General features: G+C 64.7%; 10 protein-coding genes and 1 riboswitch. Of the genes, 6 read left to right on the top strand and 4 right to left on the bottom strand.

The window, feature by feature from the left end:
* Positions 1-35: 35 nt before the first annotated feature.
* Entirely contained in the window at positions 36-1,010 is a 975-nt protein-coding gene (ilvC, locus tag CR918_RS15375; RefSeq protein WP_025874152.1) for a ketol-acid reductoisomerase, read from the bottom strand.
* Between the two features lie 799 nt (positions 1,011-1,809).
* On the opposite strand from ilvC, the gene ggt reads away from it, so the two are divergent.
* Positions 1,810-3,471 carry a gamma-glutamyltransferase gene (gene ggt / locus CR918_RS15370; protein WP_080149926.1) on the top strand — a complete coding sequence of 554 codons (1,662 nt, stop codon included), beginning with the start codon at positions 1,810-1,812 and terminating at the stop codon, positions 3,469-3,471.
* Positions 3,472-4,022: 551 nt separating this feature from the next.
* Here ggt and CR918_RS15360 read toward each other — a convergent pair.
* Positions 4,023-5,600 carry a BCCT family transporter gene (locus CR918_RS15360; protein WP_099843577.1) on the bottom strand — a complete coding sequence of 526 codons (1,578 nt, stop codon included), beginning with the start codon at positions 5,598-5,600 and terminating at the stop codon, positions 4,023-4,025.
* 247 nt (positions 5,601-5,847) lie between these two features.
* Positions 5,848-5,949, top strand: a riboswitch (TPP riboswitch).
* A gap of 93 nt (positions 5,950-6,042) precedes the next feature.
* On the opposite strand from CR918_RS15360, the gene thiC reads away from it, so the two are divergent.
* The 5 genes from thiC (at position 6,043) to CR918_RS15335 (ending at position 15,197) form a co-directional block, all read left to right on the top strand.
* Positions 6,043-7,887 (top strand): phosphomethylpyrimidine synthase ThiC, encoded by a 1,845-nt coding sequence (gene thiC, locus CR918_RS15355; RefSeq protein WP_099843575.1) that lies wholly within the window; start codon positions 6,043-6,045, stop codon positions 7,885-7,887.
* A 101-nt stretch (positions 7,888-7,988) separates the two neighbouring features.
* A complete protein-coding gene (locus tag CR918_RS15350) occupies positions 7,989-8,660 on the top strand; it encodes an ion channel (protein ID WP_032976761.1) in 672 nt (223 codons plus the stop codon).
* A 259-nt stretch (positions 8,661-8,919) separates the two neighbouring features.
* Positions 8,920-11,244: a winged helix-turn-helix domain-containing protein gene (locus CR918_RS15345; RefSeq protein ID WP_099843573.1), complete on the top strand. Its 2,325-nt coding sequence runs from the start codon at positions 8,920-8,922 to the stop codon at positions 11,242-11,244.
* Positions 11,245-11,359: 115 nt separating this feature from the next.
* Positions 11,360-12,259 (top strand): helix-turn-helix transcriptional regulator, encoded by a 900-nt coding sequence (locus CR918_RS15340; RefSeq protein ID WP_025874158.1) that lies wholly within the window; start codon positions 11,360-11,362, stop codon positions 12,257-12,259.
* A 49-nt stretch (positions 12,260-12,308) separates the two neighbouring features.
* Positions 12,309-15,197, top strand: a complete 2,889-nt coding sequence (locus CR918_RS15335) for a TonB-dependent receptor (protein WP_207759524.1) — start codon at positions 12,309-12,311, stop codon at positions 15,195-15,197.
* A gap of 218 nt (positions 15,198-15,415) precedes the next feature.
* Here CR918_RS15335 and CR918_RS15330 read toward each other — a convergent pair whose 3' ends face one another.
* Together CR918_RS15330 and ppa are read right to left on the bottom strand one after the other, a co-directional pair.
* Positions 15,416-16,537: an HDOD domain-containing protein gene (locus CR918_RS15330; protein ID WP_025874160.1), complete on the bottom strand. Its 1,122-nt coding sequence runs from the start codon at positions 16,535-16,537 to the stop codon at positions 15,416-15,418.
* Positions 16,538-16,688: 151 nt separating this feature from the next.
* On the bottom strand, positions 16,689-17,225 hold the full coding sequence (ppa, locus tag CR918_RS15325) for an inorganic diphosphatase (protein WP_005410935.1): 537 nt from the start codon (positions 17,223-17,225) through the stop codon (positions 16,689-16,691).
* Positions 17,226-17,354: the final 129 nt, after the last annotated feature.

The following is a 17,354-nucleotide window of genomic DNA, read 5'->3' as shown; positions in this document are numbered from 1 at the left end:
GGGAACCTTGCAGAGCGGGTGGGGGTGCCGCGTTGTTACGCGGCTTGACCTTGCAACCAGACCATCTTGGCGCGCAGTTCCTTGCCTACCTTCTCGATCGGGTGCTCCAGGTCGGCCTGCTTGAACTTGTTGTAGTTCGGCAGGCCCGCTTCGTACTCGGCCACCCAGTTCTTGGTGAAGGTACCGTCCTGGATGTCCTTCAGCACTTCCTTCATGCGCGCCTTGGTACCGGCGTCGATCACCCGCGGGCCGCTGACGTAGTCGCCGTACTGCGCGGTCTCGGAGATGAACTCCAGCATCCGCGAGATGCCGCCTTCGTAGAACAGGTCGACGATCAGCTTCAGTTCGTGCAGCACTTCGTAGTAGGCGATTTCCGGCTGGTAACCGGCTTCGACCAGCGTCTCGAAGCCCGCCTGCACCAGTGCCGAAGCGCCGCCGCACAGCACTGCCTGCTCGCCGAACAGATCGGTTTCGGTTTCTTCCTTGAAGGTGGTCTGGATCAGGTTGGCGCGCGCACCACCCAGGCCGGCCGCATAGGCGAGCGCGTACTCGGCGGCCTTGCCGCTCTTGTCCTGGTAGACCGCCCAGATGCATGGCACACCGCGGCCGATTTCATATTCGCGACGGACCAGTGCACCCGGGCCCTTCGGTGCGACCAGCACGACGTCCAGGTCTTCGCGCGGCTTGATCATGTCGAAGTGCACGTTCAGACCATGCGCGAACAGCAGCACCGCGCCCTGCTTCATGTTCGACGCCAGCACGTCCTCGTACAGCTTCTTCTGCACCATGTCCGGGGTCAGCACCGCGACCAGGTCGGCATCCTTCACCGCATCGGCCGGTGCCTTCACGGTGAAGCCATCGGCCTGTGCCTTGACCTCGGTGGGGCCGCCCGGACGCAGGCCTACCACCACATCGAAGCCGGATTCACGCAGGTTCAGCGCGTGCGCGCGGCCCTGGCTGCCGTAGCCGATGACGGCGATCTTGGTCTGGGGCAGTTCGTTGGTGCTCATGGGGGAGGTTCCTTGCGGGTGGGAAGAAAAAAGACGGCCGGCAGTCGAAGCGACGTACCGGCCGGTCAGGGAAAAGCGGGGAGGGCAGCGCCGCGCATCGCACAGGTACTGCCACCACGAGAGTTCGTGGTGCAGCGGGTCCAGGTTGTGGAGGAGGCGGTGGTCATGGTGGTTGCGTCTGAAACCAGGTCCTGAAATGAAAAAACCCGCACCTGGGCGGGTGCGGGTTTTTGAAGAGTTCCGGTGTGTTTGTTGCTTACACGCTGGCTCGTCCCGCACCTGTTGGTTGGGTAATAAGTACGAGCACAAGAATCGAACGCAGCGAGGCGGCGCCGGTATCGGCGGCTTCGATGTGGGTTCGCGGTGGTGTGTTGTGATGCAACATGTGATCGAGAAAACCACAGCCATTTCCGCTGTGTCAACCCTCGCAGCACTATTTCCGTCAGTTTCCGCTGCATGCAGTGCAATCGCTTGTGGCACAAGGATGGTTGCTGCTGAAAGTGTTTCGGTGAACCCGAATTCACTCTTTTCAACGGGTTTTTTGCGCGGATTCCGGCGATACCAGCTGCGCTCGCCGGGTCGTGCAGCGCCCCGTGTGCCGCGGGAGGTTCCGCGCGATTGCGATGCGTTCGTGGCAATGGCGCCCGTGGCTCCATGAGGCGCCCCATGACCTATGCCCGATGGCTCCCGGCCGCGGTAGCGGCGAAGATCGGGTCACCACCCCTTCCCTCGGAACCTGACCGTGTCCCGACGTCTTGCCCGTTCCCTGCTGGCAGCTGCCGTGCTGGCTGCCGTGCCCATGCTGTCCCAGGCCGCCGACCGCATTACCGGCCACACCTTCGCCACGCGTTCGGAGGTGATCGCCCCGCATGCGATGGCCGCCACCTCGCAGCCGCTGGCTACCCAGATCGCACTGGACGTGATGAAGGCCGGTGGCTCGGCCGTCGATGCCGCCATTGCGGCCAACGCAGCGCTGGGGTTGATGGAGCCGACTGGCAATGGCGTCGGCGGCGACCTGTTCGCCATCGTGTGGGACCCGAAGACGCAGAAGCTCTACGGCTACAACGGCTCGGGCCGTTCGCCGAAGTCACTCACCCTGGCCGAGTTCCAGCGTCGTGGCCTGAAGGAGATCCCCGCGACCGGCCCGCTGCCGGTATCGGTGCCGGGCGCGGTTGATGGCTGGTTCGCGCTGCACGAGCGCTTCGGCCGCAAGCCGATGGCCGACAACCTGGCCCCGGCCATCCGCTACGCGCGCGACGGTCATCCCGTTGCCGAAGTGATTGCCTATTACTGGGATCGCTCGGTGCCGAAGCTGTCGCAGTATCCGGGTTTCAAGGAACAGTTCACGATCGATGGCCACGCGCCGCGCAAGGGCGAGATGTGGAAGAACCCCAACCTTGCCGACACCCTGCAGAAGATTGCCGACGGCGGCCGTGATGCCTTCTACAAGGGCGACATCGCCCACACCATCGGCGATTACTTCAAGAAGAACGGCGGCTACCTGAGCTACCAGGACATGGCCGACCATCATGGCGAGTGGGTCGAGCCGGTCAGCAGCAACTACCGCGGCTACGACGTGTGGGAGCTGCCGCCCAACAGCCAGGGCATCGCCGCGCTGCAGATCCTCAACGTACTGGAAGGCTACGACTTCTCGAAGATTCCGTTCGGCTCACCCGAGCACGTGCATCTGTTCGTGGAAGCCAAGAAGCTGGCCTTCGCCGATCGTGCGCGCTTCTACGCGGACATGGCGTTCCAGCCCGCGCCGGTACAGAAGCTGATTTCCAAGGAGTACGCAGCGCAGCGTCGCGCGCTGATTTCGATGGACAAGGCGCTGAAGGAAGTGCAGCCGGGCACGCCCAAGCAGCTGGAAGAGGGCGACACGATCTACATGACCGTGGCCGATGCCGACGGCATGATGGTGTCACTGATCCAGTCCAACTACCGCGGCATGGGCAGCGGCATGGCCCCGCCGGGGCTGGGCTTCATCCTGCAGGATCGCGGCGAGATGTTCGTGCTGCAGAAGAACCATCCCAACGGTTACGCACCGGGCAAGCGTCCCTTCCAGACCATCATTCCGGCCTTCATCACCAAGGGCGGCAAGCCTTATGCAAGTTTCGGCGTGATGGGCGGTGCGATGCAGCCGCAGGGGCACGCACAGATCGTGATGAACCTGGTGGACTTCGGCATGAACCTGCAGGAGGCCGGTGATGCACCCCGCATCCAGCATGAGGGATCGACCGAACCGACCGGGCAGGCGACGGCGATGACTGATGGTGGCGAGGTCAATCTGGAAACCGGGTTCCCGTACGAGACGGTGCGGGCGCTGATGCGCAAGGGGCACCGGGTGGTGTTCGCCGATGGTCCGTATGGTGGTTATCAGGCGATCCTGCGTGATCCGGAAACGGGCGTGTATTACGGCGCGTCGGAGAGCCGCAAGGATGGGCAGGCGGCGGGCTACTGAGGTTTACCGGCCAACGGGCTGAGCCCCCTCTGCGGAGGGTTCAGAAGCGGGATCGCTTGCTGGGCCGGGTGGGTGGGCTGTTCGGGGGACGCCGTGAATCCGTCCCTGGAGGCTTGGCAGCCGCATCCATGCGGCTGACACCCCCGCCCAGCCCACCCACCCGACCTCTGACAGTTTGCTGCGGCCGCCACCGCAGGAAGAGAAAGAAGAAGATCAAAAGCAAAGGCAGCAACGGCCGCGTGCTGATGGTTGGGGTCGGATCCGTTTTCCTTTGGAAAACGGATCCGACCCCTTCTTGTTTTCCGATACACCTTCATCCACGCATGGCGTGGATCTACTGCCGTCACCGGGAAATTGTCGGAGGCGGGGAGGGGGCCGATGGCGGGACCGTCCACGGCATGGATGCCGTGGCCGAGCCTACAGGGACGTACTTGCGGCGTGTCCCGCCATCGGCCCCCTCCCCGCCAGGCAAGCAACAACCCAGAGCCGCCTTGGCTTCGGCCGTTGCCTTTGCCTGAAAAAAGCGGTGCAGCCGCAGGCTGCAAAACACCTCAATCCTGATCCTGCGCGCGTGCCGCCTCCGCCTGGGTCTCTTCCTGCGCCGCCATCTCGCGTGCGATCCACGCATCGATCATGCGCCGCTGGCGCTGCGCCTGCCGCCGCTCGCGCGTGTACTCCTGGTCCAGCACCCGGTACAGCGACACCATCACCAGCACCATCAGCAGCGCGAACGGCAACGCGGCAATCGTGATCATGCCCTGCAGCGCATCCAGCCCGCCCGCCAGCAGCAATGCCGCCGCAATCAACGCTACCGCGATGCCCCACGCCAGCTTGCGCTTCAGCGGCGGATCCCCGGCTTCGTCGGTGGACATGCTGGCCAGTACCAGAACCGCCGAATCGGCCGAGGTCACGAAGAAGATCATCAACAGCACCAATGCCACCGCCGACAGCATCAGCGACGCCGGCAGGCTGTCGAACAGGGTGAACAGCACCGTCTCATAGCCATTGCCCAGTGCCTGCACAAGGTCGGCGTGGCCGAAGATCTGCGCCCACAATGCCGTTCCCCCGAACACGGCGAACCAGAAGAAGCCAAGCACGGTCGGTGCCAACACCACGCCGATCACGAACTCGCGCACGCTGCGGCCGCGCGAGATGCGCGCGATGAAGGAACCCACGAACGGGGCCCACGAAATCCACCAGGCCCAGTAGAAGATCGTCCAGTCGGCCACCCACGTGCTGCCGGAGAACGGCGACATGCGCAGGCTCATGGTCACCAGCTGGTTGAGGTAGGAACCCAGCGTGGTGGTGAACGTATCGAAGATGAAGCCAGTCGGCCCCAGCACAAGTACGGTCGCGGCCAGCAATGCAGCCAGTGCCAGGTTGAAGTTGGACAGCCACTTCACGCCGCGCTCCACACCGCTGGCGGTAGAGGCCATGTACAGCACGAAGGCAATGGCGATGATGGTCATCTGCACCGGTACAGTCGCCTGCAGACCAAATACGCGCTCCACGCCTGCAGCGATCTGGATGGTGCCGAAGCCGAGCGTCGTCGCCACGCCGATCGCCGTGGCGACCACCGCCGCGATGTTGACGACACGGCCGATCCAGCCGCGATGGTGGCGGCCGATGATCGGCTGCAGCATATCGCTGACCAGCCCCCGTCCATTGCGGTTGAACTGGAACCAGGCCATCGCCAGGCCGATCAGTGCATAGATCGCCCACGGATGCAGGCCCCAGTGGAAGAACGCATAGCGCATCGATGCACGCGCGGCATCCATGCTCTGTGGCGCAATGCCTTCCGGTGGCTTGGTGAAGTGTGAGATCGGCTCGGCCGCGCCCCAGAACACCAGGCCGATGCCCATGCCGGCGGCGAACAGCATCGACATCCAGCTGGCGCGCGAAAATTCGGGTTCAGCGTCTTCGCCACCGATGCGCAGGTTGCCGAAGCGGCCGAAGGCCAGGTACATCAGGAATACCAGCGCCAGGAACACCACCAGCAGGTACAGCCAACCGACGCTGCGGATGACATCAGCCAGCGCCGCCTGCACGACGGTATTGAAGGGGCCGGGCGCGAGGCCGGCCAGCAGCACCAGGACAAGCACCAGTGCGATGGAAATGCGAAACACCATGAAGGAGCTTCTCCGATCAAGGGAATGAGGGGAGCGAGCGAAAGCTTGCAGGGAGTAGGCCGGCGACAGTGTGCGCGCACCGGACAGGCACCGCGATGGCGGCAGGGAAAGCGCCACGTGCAACGGTGCGGCGCGCGTGCACGTTACTGAATGCGACGTCACGGTTCTGTTAACGCGGGTGCGGCAGATCTGCGCCCTGCGTGGATGAACGGCCAGGAGGTCGAGTGGTTTCTATGCTCTAATGCCCACCAAGAAGCGGGGGTACCGCGGCCTTGTGGCCACGGTTGAGATAGTCCCTTGGAACCTGATCCGGCTCATACCGGCGTAGGGAAGCTTTGCAATGCAGCCGTACCCGGAACCTGCCCAGGGAGCGCCTTGGTGCCGTCCGGGCGCGGTGGCAGTGCGCCGCCGCTTCGTCCCTGACCTTCCTGGACGATGCCCGATGAACGCACAGCTCTCCGCCCTGCAGCAACAGGCCCAGCAACTCTCCGAATCCGTGACCCGGCCCATTCCCGGCTCGCGCAAGATCCACGTGCCTGGCTCGCGCCCGGACCTGCAGGTGCCGATGCGCGAGATCGCGCTGACCCGCACGCCGACCGTGTTCGGTGGCGAAGAGAACGCACCGGTCACCGTCTACGACACCTCCGGCCCGTACACCGATCCGGACGTGCGCATCGACCTGTCTGCGGGCCTGCCGGCACTGCGCCGTGGCTGGGTGGAGGAGCGCAACGACACCGAACAGCTCGACGGCCTCAGCTCCTCGTTCGGCCGCGCGCGCGAGCATGATCCGAAGCTGGACCCGGTGCGTTTTCCCGCGCGCAGCCTGCCACGTCGCGCGCGGGCCGGCGCCAACGTCACCCAGATGCACTATGCGCGCCGCGGCATCATCACCCCGGAAATGGAATTCGTGGCAATCCGCGAAAACCAGCGGCTGGAAGCGATCCGCGATGCCTCACTGCTGCAGCAGCATCCTGGCGAGGCATTCGGTGCGTCGATCCAGCAGATCATCACCCCGGAATTCGTGCGCGAGGAAATCGCCCGCGGCCGTGCGGTGCTGCCCAACAACATCAATCACCCGGAAAGCGAGCCGATGATCATCGGCCGCAACTTCCTGACCAAGATCAACGCCAACATCGGCAACAGCGCGGTGTCCTCGGGCATTGCCGAGGAAGTGGAAAAGCTGGTGTGGGCGATCCGCTGGGGCGGCGACACGGTGATGGACCTGTCCACCGGCAAGCACATCCATGAAACGCGCGAATGGATCATCCGCAATTCGCCGGTGGCGATCGGTACGGTGCCGATCTACCAGGCGCTGGAGAAGGTCGACGGCCGCGCCGAAGCGCTGACCTGGGAGATCTTCCGCGACACCCTGATCGAACAGGCAGAGCAGGGCGTGGACTACTTCACCATCCATGCCGGGGTACTGCTGCGCTATGTGCCACTCACCGCCAGGCGGGTTACCGGCATCGTCAGCCGCGGCGGTTCGATCATGGCCAAGTGGTGCCTGGCCCACCACAAGGAAAACTTCCTCTACACGCATTTCGAAGACATCTGCGAAATCATGAAGGCCTACGACGTGACCTTCTCGCTGGGTGATGGCCTGCGTCCTGGCTGCATTGCCGATGCCAACGATGCGGCGCAGTTCGGCGAGCTGGAGACGCTGGGCGAGTTGACGAAGATTGCGTGGAAGCACGACGTGCAGACCATGATCGAAGGCCCCGGCCATGTGCCGATGCAGCTGATCAAGGAGAACATGGACAAGCAGCTTCGCGAGTGCGGCGAGGCGCCGTTCTACACGCTCGGTCCGCTGACCACCGACATCGCACCGGGCTACGACCACATCACCAGCGCGATCGGTGCGGCGATGATCGGCTGGTTCGGCACTGCCATGCTCTGCTACGTCACGCCGAAGGAGCATCTGGGCCTGCCCAACCGGCAGGACGTGCGCGACGGCATCATGGCCTATCGCATCGCCGCCCATGCTGCTGACCTGGCCAAGGGGCACCCGGGGGCTCAGGTGCGTGACAACGCGCTGAGCAAGGCACGTTTCGAATTCCGCTGGGAAGACCAGTTCCACCTCGGCCTGGACCCGGAGAAGGCCAAGGAATTCCACGACGAGACCCTGCCCAAGGACGCGCACAAGCTGGCCCACTTCTGTTCGATGTGCGGCCCGCATTTCTGTTCGATGAAGATCACCCAGGACGTGCGCGAGTACGCCGAGAAGGGCATGCAGGAAAAGTCCGAGCAGTTCCGGGCGGCCGGCGCCGAGGTGTACCAGCAGGGCTGATCGCAGATGGGCAGTGCCGGGTCATGCCCGGCACCGTCCAGTCACCCAACTCACCGACATGCCGCTATCCTCGCCCCATCGTTCCCCGGGGACACGGAACCATGCCCATTGCCGTCACCACCCGCTGGCTGGCCATCGCCCGCCGTCATCCCTCTGCCTGGCTGCTCGGCGCACAGCTGTTGTCGGTACTGCTGTACCCGGCGTTGGACGAAACTGCTGCCGGGCGCGCGGCAGTAGGCGTATTCGGCATGGCCGTGCTCGGCCTGGCACTGTGGGTGGTGCAGCGCAGCCCGCTGGGGACATGGCTGGCGTTGGTGCTGGCCATCCCGGCGGTGGTGTTTTCCCTTTCGGCGGCCCTGCTCGACCGGCCTGCACTGGGCATCACCGCGCAGCTGCTGGAAAGCCTGCTGTATTTCTACACCGCCGGTGCGCTGATCGCTTACATGCTGCAGGACCACAAAGTGACGCGCGACGAGCTGTTCGCCGCCGGTGCCACGTTCACTCTGCTGGCATGGGCATTCGCTTTTACCTTTGCCGTATGTCAGCAGTGGTATCCGGGCAGTTTCCAGGGCGCCAGTGGCGGCGCGCAGCGCACATGGATGGAGCTGCTTTATCTGAGCTTCAGCTTATTGTCGGGGGTAGGTCTCAGCGACGTCGTGCCACTGCATCCGCAGGCCCGCGCGCTGGTAATGCTGGAGCAGTTTTCCGGCGTCATGTACGTAGCGCTGGTGGTTTCGCGGCTGGTTGGCCTGACCATGCTGAAACGCTTCTGAAAATGAACGCCAGATAAAAATATCGCGCCCAAAAGGGCGCGAATGATGATGCGTATTATGTGAATGCGTCGGCGAGAGAGAGCCTGATGTCGACCACGCGATAGGCGAGGTAACTCGCATAGGCTAATATCCGGAGGCTTCGTTTTTTTTGCGGTATGCGCCGATGCTTTGTGCGGAATCTGGCTTCTTGCTGTGCCAAGGATGGGAAGGGATCGATGGTGAACAGTGTTTGCGGCCTGTTTCAGCCCCATAGCAACGAATGATCAACAGCGAAATCCAGTCGCCTGAATCCGACCGCGTCCGCGTCGGTGAGTGCATCGTTACTTTGTCCTCGCGTGAGGTCGAAGTCGCCGGTGCCCGCCGTACACGCCGTTTGACGCCCAAGTCGCTGGGCGTGCTGCGCGTGTTGATGCGGCAGCCGGGGCGGGTGGTGACCCGTGACGAGCTGTTCGCCGAAGTGTGGCCGGACACGCTGCCGACCAACGATGTGCTGACCCAGGCCGTGACCCAGCTGCGCAAGGCGTTCAGCGTCGACGACGACAACGGCCAGGCGTACATCGAGACCATCGCCAAGACCGGCTACCGCCTGCTTGTGCCGGTGCAACCGCTGGCGGACCACGAGACCGACGCGATCGCCGTTGCAGAGGACTCGACCGCATCACAGCCGCCTGCGCCGGATGCCGTGGCTCCCGCCGGCGTGCCGGTGGTTGAACGCGGAAGCCGCCGCTGGCGCCGTCTGCGCCGTCGCCTGCTGCTGGCACTGGGCGTGGTGATGCTGCTTGCGCTGGTGGTGTTGAGCGTACTGCTGCTGCGCCGCCCGGCGCCGGTGAATTCTCCGGTGGATGCGGCAGTGGAGAACGGCACGCGGGTGATCGGAAGTCCGGAGCGGCCGTATCGATTGATTACCGCGACGGCCGGTTTTGAGACCTATCCCACACTTTCTCCTGATGGATCGCAGGTCGCCTACGAAGGCGCCAACGACGATGGCGCCGGCGGCAACGCCATCAAGGTGCAGACCTCCGGCAATGCCCCCGCGCGCCAGCTGCTATCGCCACCGGCAGGTGCCAGCGACCGTTTCCCGAACTGGTCGCCCGATGGCCGCGAAATCGCCTTCGCCCGCTTTGGTGCCGATGCCAGCTGCCAGGTGCTGATCGCCAGCGCCACCGGCGGCGCCGTGCGCCAGGCCACGCGCTGCGACGGCACCGAGCTGCTCAGTTTCGACTGGACGCCCGATGGTCGTGGCCTGGTCTTCGGCAGCATGGTCGGTCGCTATGCCCATCGCGGCATCCGCGTGCTCGATCTGGCCACCGGCCAATGGCGTTCGCTGGAGTACGCCGTCGACGAGGATGATTTCGACTACGCCCCGCGCTATTCCCCGGATGGCCGATGGCTGGTGTTTGTCCGCAACCCCCAGCTGGGCGACCTGTGGCGGATGCCTGCCAGCGGCGGCACGCCCGAGCAGTTGACCACCGAATCGGCCGAACTGCGTGGTTGGGCGTGGCTGGGCGACGGTCGGCATATCGTGTTCGGTCGCCGCGTGGACAGCGAAGCACGCCTGTACTACCTCGACGTCGAGCGCCGCACGCTGCGCGACGCCGGGCTCGACGATGCGCAGTGGCCGGCAGTATCCCGCCGCGGCGACATGCTGGCGTTCGTGCATCGGCGCGCGCAGTTCGGGGTGTTCAGGATGCCCGCGCAGGGCGGTGCCGGTGAGCGCCTGTTCGCCTCCAGTGGCCGCGACGGGCAACCGATGGTGGCACCGGATGGGCGGCAACTGGTGTTCAGTTCCGATCGTTCCGGCAGCTTCGCCCTGTGGTGGGCCGACATGCAGCGGCCGGAGTCGCTGCGGCCGATCGAGGGGCTGAAGCCCGAGGCACGGCAGGCGCCCGACTGGTCGGCCGACAGCCGGCATCTGCTGGTGGTGGGCCGCGATGAGCATGGCGAAGCGGTTGTCTACGAGATCGCACCGCGCGATGAACAACTGCATCGCCTTCCGGTTCCCGCCGAGCAGCCATTGCAGGCGTTGTACGGCGCAGACGCGGAGCAGCTGCTGGTGGTCGAACGTGATGCCGACCAGCACACCCGCTTGAGCCTGTTCGACCGCAGCGCGCAGCCATGGCGGCGGTTGGCCAGCCTGGAAGGCGTATCGCAGGCGCGTTTCGACCGCAGTACCGGGCGGGTGCTGTTCACCCGGCTGGCAGCCGGTGGGCTGTGGTCGGTGGACGCGGCGTTGACCCCTGCCAGCGTGCAGCAGGTCAGTGAGGACCGGCCCAGCCGTTGGCGCTACCGGACCTGGACGGTGGCCGGCAACGGCAGCATCGACTACCTCGGCAGCAGTGCCAGCTGCGGCACGACCCTGGTCCGTATCCAGTCCGGACGCGAAGAAGCCGAGCGTTGCCTGGACGCCCAGCGGCTGAGCGCGGGCAATGGACTCAGCGCCAGTGCCGACGGAAACAGCCTGTACCTGGCCCTGGCCATCAGCGATGGTGCCGACATCGGTGTGATGCGACTGCCCGAAAAACCGCCCGCACTGTTCCCGGCATTCTCCAAATTATTGATCTTGAACGAGAAAGGGCCTTCGTAATTTCTTCGTGACGATCTCGCCGCGAATTCGTGGCGATCTCGGCAGTCTTTCCTGACGCGCTGTCACCTCATTTGGCAAAACGGAGGCCTGTACTTGGCAAATCCGTGGTGCCCCTATGCGTCAACTCTCGCTGGCCGATCGTGGCCAAACCGTATCCCTGGACAAGGCGATCGACGATGTCGCGCCGACCTGCATGGGGGTTGCCCGCCTCGGCAGCCTGCAGACCGCCGGCACCAGCTTCAGCGTCTGGATGCAGGTGCGCGGCACCTCGTGGGTGGAAGCCAAGGAAGGGCGGTTCCGGCTTCGCCAGGGCGAATGGATCGCGTTCGAGAAGGAGTCCAGGCCGCTGGTCCAGGCCGGACGCAACGGCTTGTGCGTGGGCATGAACCTGAACGTGGAAGCGCTGCGCGTGCTGACCGAAATGGCCGACTGCGGCCTGTACGCCGGTCGTGGCCAGATGAACCGCGCTGATGCGCGGGTGGCGCTGCGCCTGTGGCGTGACGCCCTCGCCAGCGGGCAGCCGGCGCAGGCACTGCGTCCGTTGCTGCTGCATCTGGCCGGTCTGCAGCGCAGCCTGGCCGACAACGTACAGCGTTGCCCGGGCCGCTCGCGCAGCCGCAAGCGCCAGGTGTTTGGTCGCATGCAGCGCGCGCGCCTGTATCTGGAAGGCAACAGCCACCGTGTGGTGCGCATCGGCGAACTGGCCGAGCTGACCAACTTCTCCAGCTGGTATCTCTCCAAGACGTTCCAGAGCCTGTACGAGGAAAGCCCGCAGTCGCTTTCGGCACGGTTGCGCCTCGAACGTGCGGCCGATCTGCTGCGCGATACCGACATGATGGTCGGCGAAGTCGCTGCCGCCAGCGGTTTCGACAACTGCTGCAGCTTCGCGCGTGCGTTCCGCGCCCGCTACGGCCAGTCCGCCTCGCGCTTCCGCGAGAATGACGGACAGCTTCCGCCACACTCCGCAAAGTCTCCGGTTGTGTCGCGCAAATACAGCGCTGCAACGCAATCGTAACGTGCTACGGCGTTTTAACACGCTACTAACACGTACCTTGGAGAGATTGATGAACGTTCGTATTCCTGCAGTGCGGCTCGGCTTGTTGCCGGCCGGCATTGCGCTTGCCTTGGCACCGTCCTTCGCTTCGGCGCAGGACGCAGCTGCCGGCGGCACGACCGACCTGGACCGCATTTCGGTCACCGGTTCGCGCATCCGCCAGGCGAGCATGGAAACCGCGCAGCCGGTGATCGCGCTGCAGCGCGCCGACATTGAAAAGCAGGGCTTCACCAGCGTTGCCGACATCGTGCAGAACCTGTCGGCGACCGGTTCGCCGGCGATCAGCCGCGCCGATGCCCTGTCTTCGGGCGAAGAAGTCGGCGGCCAGTACGTCGACCTGCGCAACCTCGGCCCGGAGCGCACCCTGGTGCTGCTGGACGGCAAGCGCATGGGCACCAGCACCGGCGGCTACACCGACCTGGCCTCGATCCCGACCTCGGTCGTGGAACGCATCGAAGTGCTGACCGACGGTGCATCGGCCATCTATGGTTCCGACGCCATCGCCGGCGTGGTCAACATCATCACCCGCAAGAACTTCGACGGCCTGGAAGCCAGCGTCTACGGTGGCCAGTACGGCCAGGGCGACGGCCAGAAGCAGGTCTACAACTTCGTCTACGGCCAGACCGGTGAGCGCGGTTCGATCACCTTCGGCGCTGAATACAGCAAGGAAGACGAGGTCAAGGCCAAGGATCGTTCCTTCAGCCGCTACCCGAACGGTCGCTTCCACCCGTTCCCGACCGACGACGATGCCAATGGCTGGTCGCCGGCGTCGAACCAGGGCGTGCTGATCGACGACATGGGTACCCCGAAGGACGCCAACGACGATATCTGGTACACCCGTGCCAATACCGGTGCCGGCAACGGCATGGGCGACTTCCGTGAGTTCGGCACCGCCGACTACACCAATGCCAGCCAGGAAATGTGGCTGCAGAACAAGCTGACCCGTCGCTCGGTCTTTGCCAACGGCAACTACGACCTGACCGACAACATCCGCGCCACCGCGAACGTGCTGTACACCAAGCGCACCGCGACCTCGCAGATTGCCGGCTACCCGTACCAGTCCGAGGTCTACGGCACCCCGCTGTCGGCCGACAGCATCTACAACCCGCTGGGCAAGGACGCGAACTTCATCCGTCGCACCTCCGAGTTCCCGCGCCAGACCGAATCCGAGCAGGAAACCTTCCGCTTCTCGGCCGGCCTGGAAGGTTCGTTCGAGTTCGCCGACAAGTTCTGGGACTGGGACGTGGGCTACGTCTACAACCAGAACAAGGGCGTCAAGACCGGCACCGGCAACCTGTTCATCCCGAACGTGCAGAACGCCGTCGGCCCGTCCTTCATGGACGGCGACGTTGCCCGTTGCGGCACCCCGGGCAAGGTGATCGCCGGTTGCACCCCGTGGAACCCGCTCGCACCGTACGGCTCCACCGGCAACGGTTCGCTGGCTGACCCGGCACTGCAGGCCTACCTGTTCCTGCCGAGCCACGACACCTACACCAACACCACCAAGGCCTACAGCGCCAACATCTCCGGTTCGCTGTTCACGCTGCCCGCCGGTGACCTGGCCATCGCTGCCGGTTACGAGCACCGCCAGGAAAGCGGTGAGTACAACCCGGATGCACTGCTGCAGTCGGGCCTGAGCACCGACCTGGCCGGCGCACCGACCAAGGGCAGCTACAAGCTCGACGAGTTCTACGTCGAACTGAACGTGCCGGTGCTGGCCGACATGCCGTTCGCCAAGGAACTGTCGCTCGACATGGCTGGTCGCTATTCGGACTACAACACCTTCGGCGACACCATCAACAGCAAGTTCGGCCTGAAGTGGAAGCCGATCGACGACCTGCTGGTGCGTGCGACCTATTCGACGGGCTTCCGCGCGCCGAACATCGCCAACATGTACGGCGGCACCTCGCAGACCTTCGATGCCTACACCGATCCGTGCGACAGCAGCTTCGGCTCGGCTTCGCGCAATCCGTCGGTTGCCGCGGCCTGCGGCGCACGTGGCGTTCCGGCGAACTTCCGCCAGATCACCTCCGGTGGCGCACAGTCGACCGGCCCGGGCACCCAGTCCTACAGCGCCTTCGAGTCGGGTTCCAACCCGGAACTGCAGCCGGAAACCTCCAAGACCTGGACTGCTGGCCTGGTCTACAGCCCGAACTTCGTGCAGGGCCTGGACGTCAGCCTGGACTGGTGGAAGATCCGCATCGACAACGTGATCGCCGCCGAGTCGGTGACCTCGATCCTCAACCAGTGCTACGTGCTGGGCGTGGCTTCGGCGTGTGACCGCTTCAGCCGCGGTACCGAAGGCCGCACCGTCAACCAGGTGGTCGACGTTACCCGTACCCTGATCAACGGTGGTTACCAGGAAACCGCAGGTTACGACCTGGGCATCAAGTACCGCCTGCCGGAGTTCTCCTTCGGCAAGATCGTGGTTGACTGGAAGACCACCTACGTCGATTACCTCGAGTACAAGCGCGACAACGAAGCCGAGACTCCGGTCGAGCAGCACACCAGCTGGGCAACCGGCGACTGGGGTGCGAACTTCCGCGTCCGCTCGAACCTGAATGTCGATTGGAGCCTGGGCAACCTGGGCGTGAACTGGGCCGTGCGTTACTACTCGAGCATGAAGGAGCCGTGCTCCTACGACACCGAGTGCAACCTGCCTGACTTCACCTCGGCCTACACCCTGGGCCAGCCGACCCGCAAGGTTGGTTCGAACACCTTCCACGATGTGCAGGTGCGTTACACCCTGCCGTGGCAGGCTACGGTCTCGGTCGGTGCCAACAACGTGTTCAACCACGAAGGCCCGGTCATGTACAGCCAGCCGAACTCGAGCTTCTCCTACTACGGTGGCTTCGACATCGGTCGCTACTACTACATGAAGTACACCCAGCGCTTCTGATCCATCGAAGCGTGATAGCAGAAAGAGGAGGGCGGGCCGCAAGGTCCGCCCTTCTTGTTTGTGCGGTCGAGCAACGCGGCTGTCCACGCCGCGCGCGCCGAACCTCCGGTCACTTCCAGTAGATCCACGCCATGCGTGGATGAACTTCCGGCACAACGAAAAAAGGCAGGCCACGTGGCCTGCCTTTCGTCCCCTTCGTACCCGCCTGACGCTGTGCCTCAGGCCTCGCTCGGCACCAGCCCCATCAGGCTGTTGGCGTGCTCGCGCCACTGCGGCAGCTTGTTCAGCACACCGGCGCGCTGCAGATACTCTTCATCCACCGGGTCACCGTTGACCAGCGCCAGTGCCACGTGCACCGCACCGGTCACCCAGAAGCTGCGTGTATTGGCGCGCTGCGGCTGCAGATGGAACGCCACCGCCTCGATGATCGGCATCGGCAGGCCCCACAGGCCAAGCAGGTAGGCACCCGCTTCGGCATGCCCGGGGCGATCATCATCGGCCGGCTCCGGTTCGCTGCGCTCGTTGCGTACGCCCGGCAGCAGCAGGCCGATGTCGGCCAGCAGGGCGGCGGTGGCACCGAGTTCGGCGCTGGAGTCGGGCAGCAGGCGTGCGGCCAATCGCGAGGCCATCAAGGCACGCTGCTGCAGCGAGTTGCGTTCGGCCCCGGACAAGGTAGGCGCGGAGAACACCTCACTGGCCAGCACCAGGTCACGCAGCGTGGCCAGGCCCAGCCGGGTCACGGCGGTGCGCAGGTCGGCGATGGTGCGGCCCTGGCTGAAGAACGCCGAATTGGAAAGCTGCAGCACCTTGGCCGCGATCGCCGGGTCGGCGGCGACCAGCTTGGCGACATCGGCGCTGTCGGCGTCGTCGTCATGTTCCAGTGCCTGGGTCAGGCTCAGGTACAGGTGCGGCGGCGAAGGCAGCTTCTCGATGCGGCCGATGGCATCGCGCAGGCGCGGGCTGTCCAGCACTTCGCGCAGCTCTTCCAGGCTGGTCAATGCTTCCAGCAGTACTTCTGGTGCCAGCGGCAATGGCAGGAAGCGATGGGCGACCCCGATCAGGCGTGCCGGCGGCGGCCGGTTGCCATGCTGTGCATCGACCAGTGCGATGCGGATGGTCTCCGGGCGCAAGGTGCGGATCTGTCCCAGCAACGTGGTCGCGTTGAGATCGGGCAACTGCGGGCAGACGATCACCGCGTCCACGCCCTGGGTGGCGACCGCGGTCATCGCGGCATGGCCATCGGTGGCGGTCAACGGCTGCCAGTCTTCCCCAAGATCGGCAATGAATTCGGTCAGCTCAGCCGGCAGGCTGGCTGTATCCCCAACAAGCAGAATACGCACGACACATTCCCCTGGCTGTCTCGACGGTCGATGTCGATGACGTGTGAAGTGACGCAATTTACCTAATACGGCGGCAAAGGTGATGTGCCGCCGTCATGAAACGTGACCCGCATCGCTCCGACGCCGTGCGCCGGAGCAATGCTGTTCAGTCTCAGGCCTTGCTGTCGAGGTGGCGCTGGTGCGCCTCGATCAGGATCTGCTTGGCCTCGGCCGCGCCGCCCCAACCGTCCAGCTTGACCCACTTGCCCTTCTCCAGGTCCTTGTAGTGCTCGAAGAAGTGGCCGATGCGCTCCAGCCAGTGGCTGGACACCTGGGCGATGTCCTCGACGTGGGCATAGCCGCTGAAGATCTTCGAAACCGGCACGGCCAGGATCTTCTCGTCGCTGCCTGCCTCATCGCTCATCTTCAGCACGCCGACCGGACGGCAGCGCACCACCGAACCCGGGACCAGCGGCAGCGGCAGCACCACCAGTACGTCGGCCGGATCGCCGTCGCCGCACAGGGTGCTCGGCACGTAGCCGTAGTTGCAGGGGTAGCGCATCGGGGTGGAGAGGATGCGGTCGACGAAGATCGCGCCGGTTTCCTTGTCCACTTCGTACTTCACCGGCTCGGAATCCTTCGGGATCTCGATGATGACGTTGATTTCTTCCGGCGGGTTCTTGCCGGGCGAGACGAGTTCCAGACCCATGGTGTGCTCCAGGTGGGGGATGTAGACGGATAGCCCTCCATTTTATGCCTTTGCCGGTCGCTGTGCAGGGTGGGGCGCCGACGGGCCGTCGCGGTAGCCGACGACCGGCCAGGCCGGGGTTTCCCGATG

Origin of the sequence: Stenotrophomonas indicatrix, from assembly GCF_002750975.1 — a bacterium.
Taxonomy (GTDB): Bacteria; Pseudomonadota; Gammaproteobacteria; order Xanthomonadales; family Xanthomonadaceae; genus Stenotrophomonas; species Stenotrophomonas indicatrix.
Note: the sequence above shows the minus strand (reverse complement) of the source record. Positions and strands in the feature narration are given on the sequence as shown.